The following is a 19,748-nucleotide window of genomic DNA, read 5'->3' on the forward strand; positions in this document are numbered from 1 at the left end:
AATAGGGAGAACGGGATATGAACTTGCGAATGAAGCTGGCCTTGGCATTTCTGCTGCTGATCATTGTACCGATGTGTGCGCTGGGCATTGGCATGTTTCTGGTCACGTCACATACGATTGAGAAAAAGTACAATCAACAGGCCGAATATGCGCTTCAGGCCATTAGCTACAATATCGAGAATGTATTTCAGCAGATTAACAATGTTACCGACAACGGGATAGCGACATCGGTTTTTCAAATGGCATTGAACGCCAAAGATCCGACCAAGCAGGATCTGGGAACCGGTAATCAGTTATCCCTGAATGCCAGCCAGCGCAATTTCCGTTCCCTTCTATATAATTATCCGTTCATCAGTTATGCCTTTTTATATGATTTGCGTTCGTCCGAGAATAATCAAATTGTCTCCATTTTCACCAAAGAAAACTTTCAAGCCCTTCCTTTTCAGCAATTCAAAGTGCATCCCTTATATAATGAAATTAAGCAACTCAATGGTGTCCCTAAATGGCTCGCACCTCTGGAATATTCCGAATTAACGGGTGTAGAACCTGTCTTCACCCAGATCAGACTGGTCAAAGAACTCAGTTATTTTCAAAATATCGGCGTGCTTGTTGTTCAGATCAAAAAAGGAGAGATTGACCGAATCTTCCGCCATCTGCAAATCAGTGATTCAGCGCAAGATACGTCATTTCTGTTAATTAATGAGGAAGGGCTAATCGTCTACGACCCCTCCGGACGTTACAATGGCGAGAACATGGAAAATCTGGGATCGAAATCCGGCGGTTATGGTCCCGGCTTTAGCAGCGTCAGAACGGTCTTTGACGGTACGGAGAGTATCATTTCACAATATCATCTGAAGAATTATAACTGGAGTCTCGTCAGTGTCACTTCATGGGAAGCCTTAGCTGCTGAAACGAATGCCTTCGCAGGTTGGTCCGTCATTATTATTCTGTTATGCCTGTTCGCCGCCATGATCTTCAATCTTTTTTTCATGAATCGCATTACGGGCAACATTGCTGTACTTGTAAGATTTATGCGTCGTGTGGATGATGGTGATTTCAATGCGAGGGTGGAAGGAAAAGGATTTGACGAGATGCAGCTGCTTGCGCAGGGGTTCAATGAGCTGTTGGACCGTATTGGCGGATTATTTCGTCGTGTTCGGGCCGAGCAACAGCAGAAGGCTCAAGCGGAATTACGTGTACTGCAAGCCCAGATCAAACCCCATTTTCTGTTCAATACTCTGGAATCCATTAATGGATTGGCACTACGTGGCGAGGGGCGCAAAGTAAGCGAGATGGTCACCAGACTTGGCAATATGCTTCGCATTAGCATCCAGGATCAGGAGGAGATTCCGCTGGGTGAGGAGGTAAGGCATTTGCAGAGTTATCTGGAGATTCAACAGTACAGGTTCAGTGATTTGTTTACGTATGAGATTGACATTCCACCTGATCTATACACCTCAATCGTGCTTAAGCTCACACTTCAACCACTGGTGGAAAATAGTATTCAACATGGGTTTGAAGGGATCACATATCCAGGTGTGCTGCGGATAAGCGCTTATGAAGAACGTGATCATCTGGTGCTACAGGTTGAGGATAATGGCATCGGTATTCCCCAGGAAATGCTTGCACGATTTGAGTATATGGCGGCAGATCCGCCGGAATATATGTTAACTGAAGAAAGGGAATCATTGTCCGCCATAACGGAACGCAGAGGATTGGGATTACGAAGTGTAGCAGATCGCATTCGTATTCAATACGGGGCCGGGTATGGCATATTTATATGTTCAGCACCCGGGTATGGCACAGTTATTCAATGTATCATTCCATTATATGAGCAGGAGGAAGCCGGATGAATCTGACTGCAATGCTGATTGATGATGAACTGCCGATTCTGGAAAATCTAAGTTATATTTTACCCTGGAAAGAGATGGGGATCGAAATAACGGGTACAGCAAGAAGTGGCGCAGAAGCGCTGGATAAAGTGACTGAAAGTCATCCAGACATTATCTTATGCGATATCCGGATGCCGTCCATGGATGGATTGGAACTTATTCGATTGCTGCGAGAGCAGGGTGAAACGTGTGAAATTATTTTACTGACGGGATACCAGCAGTTTGAGTATGCTCGGACCGCTATCCAATATAACGTACATGAATACATATGCAAGCCCATTGATTATCTGAATCTGGAACTTAAACTGCGTGAGCTTGCAGAGCAGATCCAGAAGAGACGTCAGGAGAACGAGTCGAAGCGATATCAAAGTATGGAGATGGCAAGTTGGATCAGACAAAAACAGTTGATTGACCTGTTGCGAGGAGAAGCAACGTTGAAGATTTCTGATCCTGTCTCTGTGCCTCAATTCATGCTTCCTTCTGTAGGTTATACATTGCTGCTGATAGATGCAGTCGGTTATTTTCGGCATTCCATTGGCTGGTCCAAGAACCAGCATCAAAGATGGCATGAGGCGATGAGTTCCAGGCTAAGGGAAGTTACGGACAGAATTTCTAATAGCTGTCAGGTTCTGCGTACCCGCAAAGGAGAGTGGTGCATCTTGCTCGAGGCATCGGGTGAGTGGAAACTTCAGTCAGAGGAATTGGCACATCAACTTTTGTTGGAATTAAATGAGATATTGTCCATGGATTCAAACGTAAGAGCAAGGGTTGTTCAGGATGATGTACCCGTGAAACTGGAACAGGAAATCCTTGAGCGGTATCAGCATTGTCAAAGAATTCTAATGACACATCCGGAAAGTACAGACAGGGTGCTGAAACCGGAATTCTCGTCATCTTCTTTATCATTTGGGTTTGAGACTTCCATTAAGGCGGGCACATGGATAACAAGAGACGATCTGGAGCTTGTCACACGCTTCATTCGGCAATGGAATAAGCAGGGGTTACTCGATGTAATAGATACGCTTAAACAGCGAATGAGGATCGCTGAGCAATCATTAGGCAGCATGGATGAAACCCATGTTCGCTATATGCTTGTACACATGCTTCGTGAACTGCGCGAAGTCAATGTCGTGGCCGAACAGGACGAAGCGAATTTCTGGGATGCGCTGCAGCGGGCTGTGTCCGTGAGAGAACTGATTGAACTCGCAGAGGTCATCACCCATTCCTGTCAGGGTAAACAATCTCAGCCGCGTCCTTCCATATCGGAACTAATCCGATCTGCATGTGATTACATGAACGCCAGACTGCAGCAGGACTTGGGTATAGATGAAGTCTCGGATTGGCTTGGAATCAGCCCGGGTTACTTTTGCCAGCTATTCAAAACCCATATGGGGATAACGTTTGTTGAATATATGACTCAGAGACGTATGGAAAATGCCGCCTTGCTGTTGAGTACAACCGAATGGAGCATTACAGCGATCGGAGAAGCAACAGGATTCAAGGAGCGCCGTTATTTCTCCAAAGTGTTCCACAAACACTTTCATATGAAACCATCGGAGTATAGGCAGAGCAAACGGCTGGGTTCGTAGTCTCCAAGGGGAAACGGAGGGAGAGATTGCATGAAACCATTGAATAATTTGACGTTGGAGCAAAAGGTAGGCCAATTGTTCATGTGTGGATTTCACGGTCAGCACGCAGATGAACAGATTACTCGCTTGATCCGTGAATACCACGTTGGGGGTGTCATCTATTTCCGGCGTAATGTAGAAAGTGTAAATCAATTGACGCGACTGTCCGCTGAACTGCAAGGTATTGCTGCTGAAGTGGGGGAATTGCCACTCATGATATCAGTGGATCAGGAAGGTGGCATGGTCGCACGGATCGACAAAGATGGAGTGACCCAAGTGCCGGGTAACATGGCGCTAGGTGCGACAGGTAATCCGGAATATACGCTTGAATGTGCCCGAATTCTGGGTCGTGAGTTGAAAAGCATCGGTATTGATATGAACCTTGCGCCAGTGGTGGATGTGAATAACAATGCTCTTAACCCGGTGATTGGCGTACGGTCATATGGTGAAAATGCCGAGAGGGTAGCTGAGCATGGAGCAGCGGCTATTACCGGTTATCAATCACAGGGCATAGCTGCAACAGCGAAACATTTTCCGGGGCATGGGGATACCACGGTAGATTCTCACCTCGGTATGGTCACAGTACCTCATGATCGAAACAGGTTGGAAAAGATTGAGCTGTTACCGTTCCACCAAGCTATTGAGGCAGGGGTCGATGCCATTATGACGGCTCATGTTATCTTTCCGGCGATTGAACCGGAGCCTGTTCCGGCAACATTGTCACATAAAGTGTTAACCGGACTGTTACGCGAAGAAATGGGCTTCGAAGGAATTATTATTACAGACTGTCTTGAAATGCATGCGATATCCAAGCCATATGGGGTAGCTGAGGGTGCCATTCGTGCTGTGGAGGCAGGCGCGGATCTGATCCTGGTGAGTCACACTTTGCAAGACCAGGTCGCTGCTGTAGAAGCGGTCGTTAGAGCAGTCCGAACGGGGCGGATAACGGAAGAGGTCATTAACAAGTCACTGGAACGTATTATTACATGGAAGGCAGCGCGTTGCGGTTACAGGGAGACCGGTCTGATTTCACCAAAAACGAATGAAACTGCCAAAGCAGTAGATAATGAACCCTTTCATTCCAATGAATCCATTGAATCGACCTTGTTCAAGATCGCTTCGAGCAGTATTACAGTGGTTCATAATGAAGGGTTGCTGCCGCTGAATCCAGATCAGGACGTGTATGTCATCTGGCCTGAAGTTGTGCAACGGACAGAAGTGGATGAACCTTGGTCCCATACAGATTCCCTTGGCGTGGCGTTATCGCAGCTGCGAGGCAGAGTTCGTGAGCGTAAAATAACGACTCAGCCATCATATGATGAAGCGGATCGGATTTTGAAGGATGTGTCAGAGGCTGAGCAGGTCATCGTATGTACTTACACATCTGCAGGTCATCTTCCGAAAGGGCAACGGTATTTAGTTGAAAAGCTTAGTGAAAATCATTCGCTAATTGTGATTGCTCTGCGTAATCCATATGATCTGCTGGAAATTTCGATGCCCGGAAGTTATGTGTGTACCTATGAAAATACGCCTACAGTCGTCCGGGCACTCTCTCTCGTGTTAACCGGTGAGTTGGAGCCTACAGGAAGCTTACCTGTCCGTTTAGGTTAGACATATTCAATCCTTTATCTCTCTATGGCATGGTACTAATCTACCATTTCCTGAGAGATTTTTTTGTTTGGATTTGCTATTGGGTTAATTTGGGGGTAGATGCTAAAAAAGATTATTGATAGATAACTATTTTCATAGTATTTTCCTTCTATTAAAAGTTTACAATTCTCCTCTTAACTTTTTAGCAACTTTTCCCGGTTCCAAGCGTCTAATAATATGACTTTTTGAGGGGGATATTTATAAAATGGGAGCAGAAGGAGCCAAAGACAAAGAATGAATTTGAAGAAAAAATTGTCCATACTTACCGCTTTTGCTGTTTTTCAAGCGTTTGCAGTCATTCCTGCCAATGCACAATCAGCTGATCAGAGCGATACTACACCAGTGAATACAGCCAAAGTTAAATCCGTGGAGGTTGTGAAGAAAGAACAAACCATCGCGGAATCCGAAGTGAAATCCGGAACAGACACTCCAACATCAAATAATGAAACAACTGAAGAAGTGAATCCTGAGACAGATGTTCCTACAGGAACAGACGCGACTCCTGTTGAGCCGGTAACGGAACCTACGGACGAAGAAGGTACAGCTGAGGAAACACCAGCACCTGCACCGGTAGAAGTGGAGCAACCGTCTACAGGGAATTCAACTGTCGCTGGAGGCGGGGGTGGAGACCTCACGCTGTATATGAACAGCAACAAAATGATGCAAGATGGCAAAACATATCTTGCCGGACAGCCAATGGCTGTTAAAAAGGGTGTATCCTATGTAGCCATCCGTGCTCTGGTAGATCGGGTCGGCTATGATGTTAAATACGATAACACGACCAAAGAAACGATCATTATTAGTGGTGAAGATGAGCTGCGTTTCAAAACAAACAGCACAATCTATACCGTTAATGGCGTATCCAGATCGATGAAGGGCCCTGCTTATCAACAAAAGAATACGTTCATGGTGCCACTGACGTCGATTACGCAGGCCCTGAACATCACATATAAAGTTAATCAACCGGCCAAAACGGTTGTATTGAATCTGAGTACCAAACCGGTAGCCAGCTTCACGGTACAAAAAGAAGTATTTGCTGGAGACCAGGTAACCTACACAACCAGATCCAGTTCACCCAAAGGACTCAGCATTGTTGATGAGCGTTGGACTGGCCGTCAGGATTCATTCGACCAACCAGGTTCATATACGGTAACCTATGCGGTCCAGGATTCGAGTGGTCAATGGAGTGATCCGTACTCGGTTACGATTAAGGTTGAACGACCGAATCTGCCACCTGTCGCAATGTTTATGACAGATAAGGAAGAATACAAAATGGGTGAGAAAATCACCTATATTGATCAAAGTACAGATGATGAGAATGCGATTGTAAAAACAGAATGGGATAACAATGCACTGGCATTCTTTGTTCCAGGACCGAAGACCGTAACGATTACAGTTACCGATAAACATGGTGCTAGCGACAGCTATACCAAGATGATCAATATTACGGGCGAAACGCTATACAGTTTGACTGACTTCAACCAATTGTTCACACCAGTAGGTGAGAAATTTACATTCGACGGTGGCGGCGTACCGGCATTGGAGAAAGTTCCTTTCACCTATTATGATGAACCAAGTCTGCTGATCCGCAGTAACAGCCCGGAAACCGTGAATACGGAAGGCATTGTGTACAAGGAATCTTCCTTTGGACAGACACGCTTCATGATTCACCATGTGAACAACACGGGCAAAAATGTGAAAATGTACGTTGTAGCGACAAACAACAATGCCTACACGGCGTCCATTGAACAGCAAAACATGGGCTTTGCAGGACCGTCTCCTTTTGCAACGGTAGCTGGGAAGTTATCCATTGACCGTTGGTTCCAGTCCATGCAGAATGGCACCGGACAAAAGAAAGTGTACATCCAGCCAGGAGAAAGCAAGCTGATCCTCAATGATCTGAGCGTTCTTCCGATGAAACAGGGACAAGTCATCTCCTTGTATTCGGATGTATTCAGTGACTATGAACTGGATTACAACATTATCATGATCGAAGAGAACAAGGACCCGATGGAAGTGTTGTCGAGCCTGCCGGTTCTGGATCGTGATGGGGTTCACAACCGTGGAACGTATCCAAATGCAACACGGATTATTACGTACGATCAAGAAGTAGGGTCGAAGCCTGCACGTCTTCCACTTGGAGATAATGCAAGTGATCCAAACCTTGTAGGAACGGATCCTATGGCGTATACAGAAGCTTCAAACGCAGGTAACTTCGGTGTATTGTACAAAATTACATTGAATAACGTTGCTCCACGTACTTTGATTTCATTCAACCCTCGTGGGGGCAGATACTCAGGTGTGGCACTTGTGAATGGACAGGTCGTTCAGATTTCCACAGGTAAATCTGTAACGGCACCAAATGAGCAAAGCGTTATGTATCGCACAGGTTCGTACGGCGAGAGTGTAACCATTCTCTTCTCGGCGGCACCAGGTAGTAACCTGCCTGTTAACCTGCTGTTCACACCGCTTCCGGCTGAAAAGTAATATCATGAACATGCACGGACGGTTTGGAGTGAAAGCTTATATCATATATACCCGTTCACCCCAAAAGTCGCCCGAACGATTGATCATCTGAACCGTCAGGAAGGGACTCCATCAAAATGCAATGTCATTAGCTCAAAGCTAAACGTAATGACATTGCATGTGCATGGAGTCCTTTTTATGTGTTGTTGGAATGATATAACCCGGTGTCTTCGTTGACTCTAATCGTAATTTGATGCATTATTAGAGGTATACAAGAAAGCAAAAGTTTTCGCTTTTGCCGAATAACTGTCGCTCTATGAATAATGCAAAATGCTCGTATGACAGGAGGTGCTTTAGATCATGCTGTCGACAGAACAGATTATTTCGACCATGTCCTCACAGGGGCTCCGCATTACCGATCAGCGGAAAACATTGGCCCGGTTATTTGCCGAGTCGCCCGGGTATCTTACACCCAAGGACGTCTATGAATATATGGGTAAGACTTATAGCGGACTGAGTTTTGACACGGTATATCGGAATTTGCGTGTGATGCAGGAACTGGGCGTACTGGAACAGGTCATCTTCGAAGATGGCGTCAAATTCAGAGCACATTGTAGTGAAGATCATCATCACCATCATATGATCTGCCTGAAGTGTCAGAAGACATATCCCATTGTTTTTTGCCCGATGCAGCTTGCGGATGCGCCTGAGCAATTTCAGGTTGTAGATCACAAGTTCGAGGTATTTGGTTATTGCAAGGACTGTGCTGATCATGCTCCGGCCAAAGCGGCGTCTGGACATCAACACGCTCACGGGAAGCACTGACCATGAAGTTATCTCGCAGAATTGCTCAGGCACCCATTCGGGTGTACCGCAACTATATCTCTCCATTAACGCCGCCAACTTGCCGGTTCTATCCGAGTTGTTCGGCTTACGCCATGGAGGCGATTGAAGTACATGGTGCTCTCAAGGGCTCCTTGCTAACAGCGAAACGCATAGCCAAATGTCACCCGTTTCATCCAGGTGGCGTGGATCTGGTGCCGCCGAAGGCGGAAAAGTCTATGATGGTATCGGAGTAAACGATATCGCCTGAAGTAGTAGGGGGCCCTGGAAGCAGGCCAGGGTTGAAGTTGAGTAAGCTGTCCACTTGACAAAGGTGGCCGCATTTCAGTATATTTTTCCTATATGATTTCCAGTGAAGGGATAAGTACAGACACACCCCCAGTGCAGAGAGCCGGATGAGCTGAGAACCGGTCTGGGAGGAGGATGGAACATGGTCCCGGAGGAACCTCTTTCGAGCGTGCAGACAGTGATTTAAGAGCTGCTGTCGTAAGGCTGAGGCGTGATCCAGCGTTAATGGGCGGTCGAAGGACCGACAGAGCCTGTGTTTTGCGAAAAACACGGGGAATTTGGGTGGTAACACGTGAGAGCAACTCTCGTCCCATAGGGGCGGGAGTTTTTTTGTGTTCTTTTTTAGTGTTTTTAGACGAAAGGGCGCACAAGAAGCAGGAACATTTGAAGGAGGAGAAGTCATTCATGGCTGACCAAAAAACATTTTATCTGACAACCCCGATTTATTATCCGAGTGACAAATTGCATATTGGGCATGCGTACACAACAGTGGCGGGAGATGCGATGGTTCGTTACAAGCGTCTGCGCGGTTATGATGCTCACTATCTGACAGGAACCGATGAACATGGCCAGAAGATTGAGCGCAAGGCACAAGAGAAAGGACAATCACCGCAAGCTTTTATCGACGATATCGTTGTGGGCATTAAGGAACTGTGGAACAAGTTGGACATTTCCAATGACGACTTTATTCGTACAACAGAAGAACGCCACAAAACCGTAGTTCAGGATATCTTTGACCGTTTGCTGAAGCAGGGAGATATCTACAAAGGCGAGTACGAAGGCTGGTACAGTATTCCCGATGAGACTTATTACACGGAGACACAATTGGTTGATGTGGAAAAGAATGAAAAAGGCGAGATTCTTTCAGCCAAGAGTCCGGATAGCGGGCATCCCGTGGAACTGGTCAAAGAAGAATCCTACTTCTTCCGCATGAGCAAATATGCAGATCGTCTGCTCCAATATTATGAGGAGAACCCGGGCTTTATTCAGCCGGAGTCCCGCAAGAACGAGATGATCAACAACTTCATCAAGCCAGGTCTTGAGGACTTGGCCGTATCACGTACCACATTTGAATGGGGTGTCAAAGTCAAAGGCGATCCAAAACACGTGGTCTATGTGTGGATTGATGCGTTGTCCAACTATATTACAGCTCTGGGCTACGGTTCATCCGATGCATCCCTGTATAACAAGTTCTGGCCAGCGGATGTACATTTGGTAGGTAAAGAAATTGTTCGTTTCCATACGATTTACTGGCCAATCATGTTAATGGCGTTGGATCTGCCTTTGCCTAAGAAAGTCTTCGCACATGGCTGGTTGTTGATGAAGGATGGCAAGATGTCCAAATCAAAAGGCAATGTCGTTGATCCGGTGACCCTGATCGACCGCTACGGTCTGGATGCATTGCGTTATTACCTGCTGCGTGAAGTGCCGTTTGGTTCTGATGGTACATTTACACCAGAGAGCTTCGTAGAGCGTGTCAACTCCGACCTCGCGAACGATCTGGGCAACCTGTTGAACCGAACAGTTGCGATGGTAGATAAATATTTTGAAGGCAAAGCCCCGGCATTTGCTTCGAATGTAACGGAATTTGATGCTTCGCTGGAAGAAGCAGGGCATGCCACGGTGGAAAAAGTGGAACAGTCCATGGAAAACCTGCAGTTTTCCGTAGCGCTGACGGCGATCAGCCAGTTTGTCAGTCGCACCAACAAATATATCGATGAGACGCAGCCATGGGCGCTGGCTCGTGATGAAGCAAAACGCGATGAACTGGCATCCGTTATGTCTCACCTAATCGAAAGCTTGCGGATTGCTTCCATTCTGTTGCAACCATTCCTGACACGTGCTCCTCATAAAATCTGGGCACAGCTCGGCATTCAGGAAGGCGAACTCACGGCTTGGGATTCAGCCAAGCAATGGGGTCTGGTTCCGGATGGAAACGCCTTGCAAAAAGGGGATCCAATCTTCCCGCGTTTGGATTCCGAACAGGAAATTGCTTATATCTCAGAAGCAATGACTGGCGGCCAAAAAGCGGCACAGCCTGAAGCAAGTCAAGCAGATGCTGGAGCTTCGGCAGCTGTTGAACCGGTAACTGCACCTGAGGGTACGGAAGAGATCGGTATTGACGATTTTGCCAAAGTAGAACTGCGTGTCGCGCAAGTCATTGCCTGCGAACCGGTCAAAAAAGCAGATAAGTTGCTGAAATTGCAGCTGGATCTGGGTTATGAGCAGCGCCAGGTTGTATCGGGAATTGCGAAGTTTTATTCGCCAGAAGAGATGATTGGACGTAAAGTCATCTGTGTGACCAACCTTAAACCAGTGAAACTCCGTGGTGAACTGTCCCAGGGCATGATTCTGGCAGCGTCGCACGGCGACCAACTAACACTGGCTACAGTACCTGAAAACATGCCTAATGGCGCACAAGTGAAATAAGAATAATATAAATATTGTCATAAAATTGACATAAGGTGGCCCGATGTAATTCGGGCCCCTTTTTTTATTGATATAATTCGCATCTTAAGGGAAGAGAACAAGCATATACTGTTATGAACTTCGTACTTCGGGAGAGAATGAATAGGACGAGATAGCTTGACAACTGGGTTCAGGTTACCTATAATTCTTTCAGTAATGTTTACGATTAAGAGATGCGGAGTGAATCATAATGACATTTTATAAAGTGCAACATCAAGTTCGGGCTAACCGGGCAGGGAAGATGAACAAAAGAGGCAACATGAAGTTGCTATGGACGGGTCTGCTTATTCTCAGTTTGCTGGTATTATCTGCGTGTGGGCAGAATAGTTCCGATAATGCCAAGATGGTGGAAGGTAAAGTAAACGTCGTGACGACATTTTATCCTGTATATGCTTTTACAACTGCAATCGGTGGTGAAGATGCCAATGTCATTAACCTGCTGCCAACGGGAGTTGAGCCACATGACTGGACTCCGAAGAGTCAGGATATTGTCAATACGTCCAAGGCACAGCTGTTCTTCTATAATGGAGCTGGATTGGAAGGATGGGTACCAAATTTCCTGAAGTCGCTGAACAGTGATACACAGGTGAAGTCTGTTGCCGTCAGCGAAGGCGTTAAGCTGTTAACCGCTGAGGGTGATGATGGCCATGGTCACGGCGAAGAACACGAAGACGAGCATGCAGATGAACACGCAGATGAACACGCAGATGAGGCTACCAGCGAAGATGTAGCTGATCATCATACTGATCCACATACGTGGGTTAGTCCGAAATCAGCCATGATCATGGCTGAAAACATTAAAAATAGTCTGGTCGAGGCAGATCCTGATCACAAAGCAGGTTACGAACAACGTTATGAAGCGCTTCGTACGAAGCTTGAGACGCTGGATCAGCGTTTTACGGATGAATTGGCTACAGTACCGAACAATGAAATTGTTGTCTCGCACCAAGCGTTTGGTTACCTTGCGCGTGATTATGGATTAACCCAGCATGCCATTATGGGACTCTCCCCCGATGCTGAACCGACAGGACAGGATATTGTGAAGCTTGCGAAATTGGTTAAAGATGAAGGTATCAAATATATTTTCTTCGAAGAGTTGGTATCTGACAAATTGGCGAAAACACTGGCGAGCGAAGCAGGCGTGGAAACCATGGTCCTTAATCCAGTCGAGGGATTGACCAAAGAGCAAGCAACAAACGGGGATGATTATTTCACCCTGATGGAGAAAAATTTGCAAAATCTGCTGATCGCATTAAAATAAGATAGAATGAAGGAATCAGACATAAGAGTCTTTACCGTTCGCGGTGAAGGCTCTTAGGACGCTATGAGATCCTTATATATAATGAAGGGCGGCTTTGCCATGCAGCAAATCATGCCATTATGTCATGATCCAATTATAGAGATCGAGAAACTATCATTTTCCTATGGGGACCAGCGAGTGATTGAGAATCTCGATTTTATGGCCCAGGAGCGGGACTTTGTCGGGATTATCGGTTCCAATGGGGCGGGTAAAACGACATTGCTGCGCATGCTGGTAGGATTGTTACCTCCTGCGCAGGGAGATATCAAACTATTTGGACAATCGATCCGCAGGTTCAAAGATTGGGACCGTATCGGGTATGTGCCGCAAAAGAATGCATTTAACCCGTTGTTCCCTGCGACCGTTCGTGAAGTGGTCATGTCCGGCTTATACAACAACAAAAACATGTTCCGTCGTATGTCTCGCAAATGTCAGCAACAGTGCACGGATGCAATGCAAGTCATGCGGATCGAGGATCTGGCGAACAAACGTATTGGTCAGTTGTCCGGCGGTCAGCAGCAGCGTGTATTTTTGGCACGAGCGCTTATCAATCACCCGGATCTGCTGATTTTGGATGAACCAACGGTAGGTATTGATGCTGAATCACAAGCCAGTTTCTTTGAACTGATTACGCATATGCATGAACATCACCGGATGACTTTTCTGATGGTGTCTCATGATATGGACCGGATGGAGAGTTATCTGGGTTCCGAAGCTGCGGTAACGAATGGCAAAATTAATTTCCATGTCCGTCATTCGCATGAGTTGCAAGATTGTGCCGAGACCAATCTGCAACATACTACTGCACAGGTACGTTAGCCGTGTTTATGGCCCATTAGATTAGAGCAAGGCCGAAGGAGTCGTGTTTGTTTTGGAAATATTAATGAGTGATTTTTTTCAGCGTGCGCTGGCGGGTGGATTGTTAATTGGCATCACAGCTCCGCTGATCGGACTGTTTCTGGTGTTACGGCGGTTATCGATGATCGGAGATACCTTGTCTCATGTGACCATCGCCGGCGTTGCACTCGGATTCCTGATTGAAGTGTATCCCATTGCGGTAGGTTTGATATTTGCCGTTCTTGCTTCATTTGCAATAGAGAAATTACGCAAAGCGTACAAGAGTTATGCCGAATTATCGATTGCCATTATCATGTCCGGAGGCGTGGCGCTTGCTTCATTGTTCTTCACGCTGGGCAAAGGATATAATGCAGATGTCATGAGTTATTTGTTCGGCAGCATATATACATTGGATGCGACGGATCTGAAGCTGGTAGGTGTGGTTACGCTGATCGTGGTGATCGTAGTGGCGTTGTTACATAAGGAATTTTTCCTGCTGAGCTTTGAGGAAGATGCGGCAGCTGTCACAGGATTACCTGTGAGAATTCTGAACATGTTAATCACTGTGATGACAGCACTTGTTATTAGTACGGCGATCAAGATTGTGGGTGCGCTTCTAGTATCGGCGTTATTGACCATTCCGGTAGCTGTCAGCCTATTGATGGCCCGAAGTTTCAAATCTGCCATTATTCTGTCCGTGGTTATCGGTGAAATTGCCGTAGTCCTTGGACTGGTTGTAGCAGGCATCTGGAACCTCGCACCTGGAGCAACAATCGTATTATTGCTGATCATGATGCTAATTCTGACGATGATTGGAAAAAAAGGGTTCCGAGCCTGACGATTGAACGAGCAAGCACGTGGGCCCAGGGAAGGGAGACATCCGCTTCATGCCTGATGTTAATGTATGGATGGCTTTTGTAGCAGGCTTGGTCTCATTTATATCACCATGTTGTCTTCCGTTGTATCCATCATACCTTTCCTATATCACAGGTATGACGGTGCAACAATTGAAGGATGACCGCAATCAGCGAGAAGTCCGCTTTAAGACGATGACGCACACGCTGGCGTTTATTTTAGGCTTCTCGGCTGTATTTTATTCGCTTGGCCTTGGTGCCGGACTGTTTGGCCAATTTTTCAATGATAACCGCGAACTGATTCGTCAATTGTCTGCGATTCTGATTATGCTTATGGGATTGTTTTTGCTTGGTGTGTTCAAGCCGCAGTTTCTGATGAAGGAACGCAAGTTGGATATGAAATGGAAACCTGCAGGATATCTGGGCTCTTTTATTTTTGGCATCGGTTTCTCGGCAGGCTGGTCGCCCTGTATTGGCCCCATTCTAACAGCGATTATTGCGATGGCTGCGAGTGAGCCAACAACCTGGCTGGCGCTGATTACAGGCTATACCGCAGGGTTTGCAATTCCTTTCTTTATTTTGGCGTTCTTCATCGGCTCGACACGCTGGATTTTACGGTATTCCAATGTCATGATGAAAGTCGGAGGAGCATTAATGTTGTTCCTTGGCGTATTACTTTTTACAGATCAGATGACGAAGATTACAATCTGGTTGCAGCAGATCACGCCAGACTGGATGATTATTTAAACGCATAAACTGAATTTTAATTTAAAAAAGTATGGCAAAGCAGGCTACATAAAACCAGAGTTATTCTGGTCATGTAACCTGCTTTTTAATCGTTTGTTAGGAATACTAATATCAGCTATGATTTTGGGCAGTTTTTCGGTTAGGTGAAATAATCAATATTAGCTAATGGAAAATGCTCAAAAATCCGTTCCGTAATAAATTCGCGAAGCGCATCCTGCTGGTCATCTTTATACACATACTTGTACTGACCCCAGCGGCCCCATTTCATCTTGCGTTTCTCAATATCCATCTCCAGCTTGGTCTTGGGATAACGCTTCTCAATGGTCGCTTTGGCCGTTTTGGTAAAACGGTGTTGAATCATCTCAAACGTAAGATCATTGGTCGCTTCCTCTGGAAGTGTATCTGCCAGCTTCTGCAACAGATCCGAGTATCCTTCTTCCCAGCCTTTATACCACATAATCGGAGCGATAATGAACCCCAGAGGATAACCGGCGTGTGCAATTTTTCCAGCAGCTTCGATGCGTTCTTCAAATCTGGAGGTAGCCGGTTCAAAGTTTTTGATGACATAATCCGAATTGACGCTAAACCGGATACGGGTGTGGCCATTATGTTTAATGTTCAACAACGGATCAACGTGATGATATTTGGTTACGAATCTCAAGCGTCCATATTCTTCTTCAGCCATAAAACGGATCAGGTCACTCAAATTTTCCGTGATATGCTCAAGTCCCACAGGATCGGAAGTACAGGCTGCTTCAAATCGCGTGATTTCAGGCGCGCGTTCTTCGATGTATCCTTTTGCAGCCTGAATGATCTCCTCGGTATTGACGTAGACACGGACATAAGGTTTGGCCCCAAGTGTAGTTTGAAGATAACAATAATGGCAGTGCCCCATACAGCCTGTAGAGATGGGAATGGCATATTCCGCTGAAGGTTTCGACTGGTCGAACTTGAGTGTTTTGCGCACACCGACGACCAGAGTACGCTTCGCCATCCGGTACTTTTCTTGTTCGGTTTCACCCGGCAGGTTCGTGATCCGGTTATGGGATGTGGTCATCTGATAAGGGATGTCTTTGGATGTTACCCATTCCATAATTCGTTTGCCTTTATCATATTCCAACGCACCGGGTTCAAAATACACCAAATCGGGAATAAAGGGTTTAGTACCTTTTGCTTTACGAACTGGCGCTTGGGCGACGCTTGTACTCACGAAATCACTCCTTTCGATGCGGAACCTTAATTAGTTTGCCTCGTTCGGGGAATAGTCACGCCTTCCAATTAATTGCGTAACCATGCACTCTGAATTGTGCAGGACTTGCCAATGCGTATTGATAACATGTATCATTATAAGATAGGGACCTGGCACGAATAGGGCCGGTCAGAGAGAAGAGAGGGAAGCAGATGCCAACGCCCAGTATGGAAGATTATTTGGAGCGTATATACAAATTAATTGATGAAAAGGGCTATGCTCGTGTGTCTGATATAGCTGAAGGACTGGAAGTACATCCTTCATCGGTGACCAAGATGATCCAAAAGCTGGACAAAGACGAGTACCTGATCTATGAGAAGTACCGCGGGTTGGTACTTACGCCAAAAGGCAAAAAGATGGGCAAACGTTTGATGGAGCGCCATCATCTGCTTGAACAGTTTTTGACAACGATTGGTGTTCAGGAAGAGAACATCTATAATGATGTTGAGGGTATTGAACATCACTTGAGCTGGGATTCTATTACTTGCATTGAGTCTTTGGTTGAATACTTTCGTCAGGATGAAAGTCGGTTACGTGACCTCAAAAATCTTCAGGACGTCATGAGTAATACGGAGTCTTGATTTACAGCAGTTAATTTAAACATGGTGATATACAATGAATCGTATCCTGTGATCAAAGGATGCTTCTTGCCGTTTCAATGGCAGGAAGCATTTTTTTTTGTGCATTCACACCATAATTTGGTGATATTCGCAACTAAACAACCGTTAGGAGCGTCTATTAAACTAGTAGAATTTACCGCAAATTATAATGATTTTGGAGGATTGCACTGATGAAGCTTCGTAAAGGATTGATGCTGCTGCTCATTTTTGTACTTGGATTACAGACAGCAGGTATGACAGCACAAGCAGCTGGGCAGAAGGAAATCGCTATTTTTCTTGATGGCAACCGCTTGGAATCGGATGTATCACCTTACATCCTGCCTAAGGTAAATGTAACGATGGTACCTCTGCGTGTTATTAGTGAAGGACTGGGTGCGTCTGTTCTATGGTCTCAGGCTACACGTACCGTGACGATCCAGAAATCCGATTCTGTCATCACGATGACGAGCGGACGCCAGCAGGCTACCGTGGATAACACTGTAGTTGGTCTGGATGCATCCGTAGAATTGAAGCAAGGTCGGGTCATGGTACCCATTCGATTCGTCAGTGAGAATCTTGGTATTCGGGTGAACTGGAATCAGGCAGCTCAGACCATTGATCTGTACACAGGGGGCGAATCAGTACCGACTCCTGAACCAACACCGGCAACCCCAGCAGAGCCTGGAGGTACAGGCTCTGTACCAGCTTCTGAAGAGATGCGGGGAGCCTGGATCTCCACTGTGAATGGAGACTGGCCTTCATCCGGGGCCAAGGGAAATATGGAGAAGCAAAAGCAGGAGTACACGAAACAGCTCGATACTTTACAAGGTATGGGCATTAATGCCGTATTCGTTCAAGTGAGAGCCAATGGGGATGCCATCTATCCTTCAGGTCTGGTACCTTGGAACAGCGTATTGACAGGAACACAAGGTAAAGATCCCGGCTATGATCCCCTCGCGTTTATGGTGGAGGAAGCACACAAACGTGGCCTGGAATTCCATGCCTGGTTCAATCCGTTTAGAGCAACGAATTCGGCGAGTACATCCAATCTGGCTGCAAATCACATTTCCAAGCTTCATCCAGACTGGATTGTGAACGCGTCCGGCAAAATGTACATTAACCCGGGTATCCCCGAAGCCAGACAGCATATTATTGATACGATCATGGAAGTGGTCAATCAGTATGATATTGATGGTGTACATCTGGATGATTACTTCTACCCGTCCAATGTGACCTTTAATGATGATGCAGCCTTCAAAACTTACAACACATTGAATACCAAGGACCGTGCTGAATGGCGGCGAGACAATATTAATCAATTCGTCAAGCAGCTTGGACAGAGCATTCACAGAGTGAAAGCTAACGTTGAATATGGAATTAGCCCATTTGGAGTCTGGCGTAACAAATCCGTTGATCTGACAGGTTCTGATACCAAAGCAGGAGTAACCGCGTATGATAGCATGAATGCGGATGTGCGGACATGGATTAACCAGGAGTGGATCGACTATGTCGCCCCTCAGGTGTATTGGAGTATGACATTGAACGTAGCCCGATACGACAAAGTCGTGGACTGGTGGGCGAATGAAGTGGCTAACACGAATGTAAAATTGTATATCGGCCACTCACCTTATAAGTTAGGTACGCCAGAGATTGGCTGGCAGACATCACAGGAGATCATCGATCAGCTGAACTATAACAAGAAGTATTCTTCGGTTAAAGGGGATATATTCTTTAGTTCACAGTACCTGACGAAGAACCCTCTCGGCTTAATTGCCAAATTAAAAGCTTATTATGGTCTCTAAAACAATTTAACAATACAGTTATAAGACAAACCCTTGTTCTCATAGAGTGGCAGTAGAAACGTGGCTGCCTGGAGAACGGGGGTTTTGTTGTGTTAATTAACGCAGTGTTTGAAGGTGGAGGCGTGAAGGGAATCTCGCTTGCGGGAGCTGTGCAGGGTGCTCAAGACTGCGGGATTCAGTTTAATCGGGTGGCTGGGACGTCATCGGGTTCCATTGTAGCTGCTCTATTAGCGGCTGGTTACCGGGCCGAAGAGATGAAAGTCATTATTGAGAATACGCCGTTTGCTTCATTGCTGCGTCGTTCCCCCATATTTAATACCCGATGGATCGGGCCCGCAGCGAGGCTGTTCTTGAAGAAAGGTTTGTATTCGGGGGAAGCACTGGAATCATGGATTCGCAAGATGCTGGAGCAGAAAGGGATTCGCACTTTTGCCGATTTGCCGCAAGGCAAGCTGCTCATTACCGCATCAGATATATCCAATGGGACCATTCTGGTGCTGCCAGATGATATTCGGCGCTTCGGAATTGATCCTGCCAAGCTGGATGTTGCGAAAGCGGTACGTATGAGTTGCAGTATTCCTTATTTTTTCGATCCGGTCGTGATACGCAAATCGCCGGTATTCTCCAAAGGTCTGCCTTTTCAAGATCAGTTCGTTTATGTTGTGGATGGTGGATTGCTTAGCAATTTTCCGCTGTGGCTCTTCGATGGTGATCGTTCGGAACGAGGGGGAGACATTATTCCGGTTGTCGGATTCAAAATGGTGGGTAAGACGGAAGTGGAACCTGCACGGATTAAAGGACCGCTAAGCATGCTTCAGGCTCTTGTGGAGACGATGCTCACAGCCCATGATGAGCGCTATATTGAACAGATTAACCGGTTCCGTACAGTGAAAATACCAACGCTTGGGATTAAACCGACACAGTTTCATCTATCAGTACAAGACAGTACGGCTTTGTATCGATCTGGTGCTACCGCGGGAACCCAATTTTTCAATGGATGGAATACGAAAATGTATGATGCTCAGCTGGACAAACAAAGAAAAGAGCTCCGCAAGAAACTAGCTGAAGCTCCGCCTCTGATTCCTTTATAAACACGAAAAAAAGCAATTCTCCACTTGTTGGAA

At 46.2% G+C, this 19,748-nt stretch carries 15 protein-coding genes; 14 read left to right on the forward strand and 1 reads right to left on the reverse strand.

Translation table 11 applies throughout. The annotated features are described in order from the left end of the window. Window positions 1-17 precede the first annotated feature (17 nt). The 11 genes from AC4G47_RS10030 to AC4G47_RS10080 all read left to right on the forward strand — a co-directional run bounded on the left by AC4G47_RS10030 (window position 18) and on the right by AC4G47_RS10080 (window position 14,974). Window positions 18-1,853, forward strand: a complete 1,836-nt coding sequence (locus AC4G47_RS10030; protein WP_491105892.1) for a cache domain-containing sensor histidine kinase — start codon at window positions 18-20, stop codon at window positions 1,851-1,853. Next, window positions 1,850-3,481 (forward strand): response regulator transcription factor, encoded by a 1,632-nt coding sequence (locus AC4G47_RS10035; RefSeq protein ID WP_491105893.1) that lies wholly within the window; start codon window positions 1,850-1,852, stop codon window positions 3,479-3,481. Before AC4G47_RS10030 ends, AC4G47_RS10035 begins: the two co-directional genes overlap by 4 nt. A 30-nt stretch (window positions 3,482-3,511) precedes the next feature. Next, window positions 3,512-5,131: a beta-N-acetylhexosaminidase gene (gene nagZ, locus AC4G47_RS10040; RefSeq protein ID WP_491105894.1), complete on the forward strand. Its 1,620-nt coding sequence runs from the start codon at window positions 3,512-3,514 to the stop codon at window positions 5,129-5,131. A 273-nt stretch (window positions 5,132-5,404) separates the two neighbouring features. Continuing rightward, a complete protein-coding gene (locus AC4G47_RS10045; RefSeq protein WP_491105895.1) occupies window positions 5,405-7,657 on the forward strand; it encodes a stalk domain-containing protein in 2,253 nt (750 codons plus the stop codon). A gap of 339 nt (window positions 7,658-7,996) precedes the next feature. Next, window positions 7,997-8,461 (forward strand): Fur family transcriptional regulator, encoded by a 465-nt coding sequence (locus AC4G47_RS10050; protein ID WP_076215723.1) that lies wholly within the window; start codon window positions 7,997-7,999, stop codon window positions 8,459-8,461. 2 nt (window positions 8,462-8,463) lie between these two features. Continuing rightward, complete coding sequence (gene yidD, locus AC4G47_RS10055) at window positions 8,464-8,715, forward strand: membrane protein insertion efficiency factor YidD (RefSeq protein ID WP_017687565.1); 252 nt, start codon at window positions 8,464-8,466, stop codon at window positions 8,713-8,715. Window positions 8,716-8,992: 277 nt separating this feature from the next. Further along, entirely contained in the window at window positions 8,993-11,197 is a 2,205-nt protein-coding gene (metG, locus tag AC4G47_RS10060) for a methionine--tRNA ligase (protein ID WP_491106679.1), read from the forward strand. A 280-nt stretch (window positions 11,198-11,477) separates the two neighbouring features. Next, complete coding sequence (locus tag AC4G47_RS10065) at window positions 11,478-12,497, forward strand: metal ABC transporter solute-binding protein, Zn/Mn family (RefSeq protein WP_491106680.1); 1,020 nt, start codon at window positions 11,478-11,480, stop codon at window positions 12,495-12,497. Window positions 12,498-12,596: 99 nt separating this feature from the next. Beyond that, window positions 12,597-13,355 (forward strand): metal ABC transporter ATP-binding protein, encoded by a 759-nt coding sequence (locus AC4G47_RS10070; protein WP_458123175.1) that lies wholly within the window; start codon window positions 12,597-12,599, stop codon window positions 13,353-13,355. Window positions 13,356-13,407: 52 nt separating this feature from the next. Then, on the forward strand, window positions 13,408-14,211 hold the full coding sequence (locus AC4G47_RS10075; RefSeq protein ID WP_017687569.1) for a metal ABC transporter permease: 804 nt from the start codon (window positions 13,408-13,410) through the stop codon (window positions 14,209-14,211). A 49-nt stretch (window positions 14,212-14,260) separates the two neighbouring features. After that, window positions 14,261-14,974, forward strand: a complete 714-nt coding sequence (locus AC4G47_RS10080; RefSeq protein WP_036614418.1) for a cytochrome c biogenesis CcdA family protein — start codon at window positions 14,261-14,263, stop codon at window positions 14,972-14,974. A gap of 139 nt (window positions 14,975-15,113) precedes the next feature. Here the strand turns inward: AC4G47_RS10080 and splB are convergent, their stop codons facing one another. Further along, window positions 15,114-16,184 (reverse strand): spore photoproduct lyase, encoded by a 1,071-nt coding sequence (splB, locus tag AC4G47_RS10085; RefSeq protein ID WP_491105896.1) that lies wholly within the window; start codon window positions 16,182-16,184, stop codon window positions 15,114-15,116. A gap of 191 nt (window positions 16,185-16,375) precedes the next feature. Here splB and mntR point away from each other — a divergent pair, with 191 nt between their 5' ends. The 3 genes from mntR to AC4G47_RS10100 all read left to right on the forward strand — a co-directional run bounded on the left by mntR (window position 16,376) and on the right by AC4G47_RS10100 (window position 19,715). Further along, on the forward strand, window positions 16,376-16,804 hold the full coding sequence (gene mntR / locus AC4G47_RS10090; RefSeq protein ID WP_062835284.1) for a transcriptional regulator MntR: 429 nt from the start codon (window positions 16,376-16,378) through the stop codon (window positions 16,802-16,804). 209 nt (window positions 16,805-17,013) lie between these two features. Further along, window positions 17,014-18,624, forward strand: coding sequence for a family 10 glycosylhydrolase (locus AC4G47_RS10095; RefSeq protein WP_491105897.1), 1,611 nt, complete (start codon window positions 17,014-17,016; stop codon window positions 18,622-18,624). An 89-nt stretch (window positions 18,625-18,713) separates the two neighbouring features. Beyond that, a complete protein-coding gene (locus tag AC4G47_RS10100; protein WP_491105898.1) occupies window positions 18,714-19,715 on the forward strand; it encodes a patatin-like phospholipase family protein in 1,002 nt (333 codons plus the stop codon). The last annotated feature ends 33 nt before the right edge of the window (window positions 19,716-19,748 follow it).

It is taken from the genome of Paenibacillus sp. Negev47, from assembly GCF_058313655.1.

What these genes read in the sequence shown, in the direction of transcription:
- AC4G47_RS10035 (WP_491105893.1), top strand. Translation starts at nt 1,850, where the DNA reads ATGAATCTGACTGCAATGCTGATTGATGATGAACTGCCGATTCTGGAA.
- AC4G47_RS10030 (WP_491105892.1), top strand. Translation starts at nt 18, where the DNA reads ATGAACTTGCGAATGAAGCTGGCCTTGGCATTTCTGCTGCTGATCATT.
- AC4G47_RS10070 (WP_458123175.1), top strand. Translation starts at nt 12,597, where the DNA reads ATGCAGCAAATCATGCCATTATGTCATGATCCAATTATAGAGATCGAG.
- mntR (WP_062835284.1), top strand. Translation starts at nt 16,376, where the DNA reads ATGCCAACGCCCAGTATGGAAGATTATTTGGAGCGTATATACAAATTA.
- AC4G47_RS10045 (WP_491105895.1), top strand. Translation starts at nt 5,405, where the DNA reads ATGAATTTGAAGAAAAAATTGTCCATACTTACCGCTTTTGCTGTTTTT.
- metG (WP_491106679.1), top strand. Translation starts at nt 8,993, where the DNA reads ATGGGCGGTCGAAGGACCGACAGAGCCTGTGTTTTGCGAAAAACACGG.
- AC4G47_RS10050 (WP_076215723.1), top strand. Translation starts at nt 7,997, where the DNA reads ATGCTGTCGACAGAACAGATTATTTCGACCATGTCCTCACAGGGGCTC.
- AC4G47_RS10080 (WP_036614418.1), top strand. Translation starts at nt 14,261, where the DNA reads ATGCCTGATGTTAATGTATGGATGGCTTTTGTAGCAGGCTTGGTCTCA.
- AC4G47_RS10065 (WP_491106680.1), top strand. Translation starts at nt 11,478, where the DNA reads ATGAACAAAAGAGGCAACATGAAGTTGCTATGGACGGGTCTGCTTATT.
- nagZ (WP_491105894.1), top strand. Translation starts at nt 3,512, where the DNA reads ATGAAACCATTGAATAATTTGACGTTGGAGCAAAAGGTAGGCCAATTG.
- AC4G47_RS10095 (WP_491105897.1), top strand. Translation starts at nt 17,014, where the DNA reads ATGAAGCTTCGTAAAGGATTGATGCTGCTGCTCATTTTTGTACTTGGA.
- yidD (WP_017687565.1), top strand. Translation starts at nt 8,464, where the DNA reads ATGAAGTTATCTCGCAGAATTGCTCAGGCACCCATTCGGGTGTACCGC.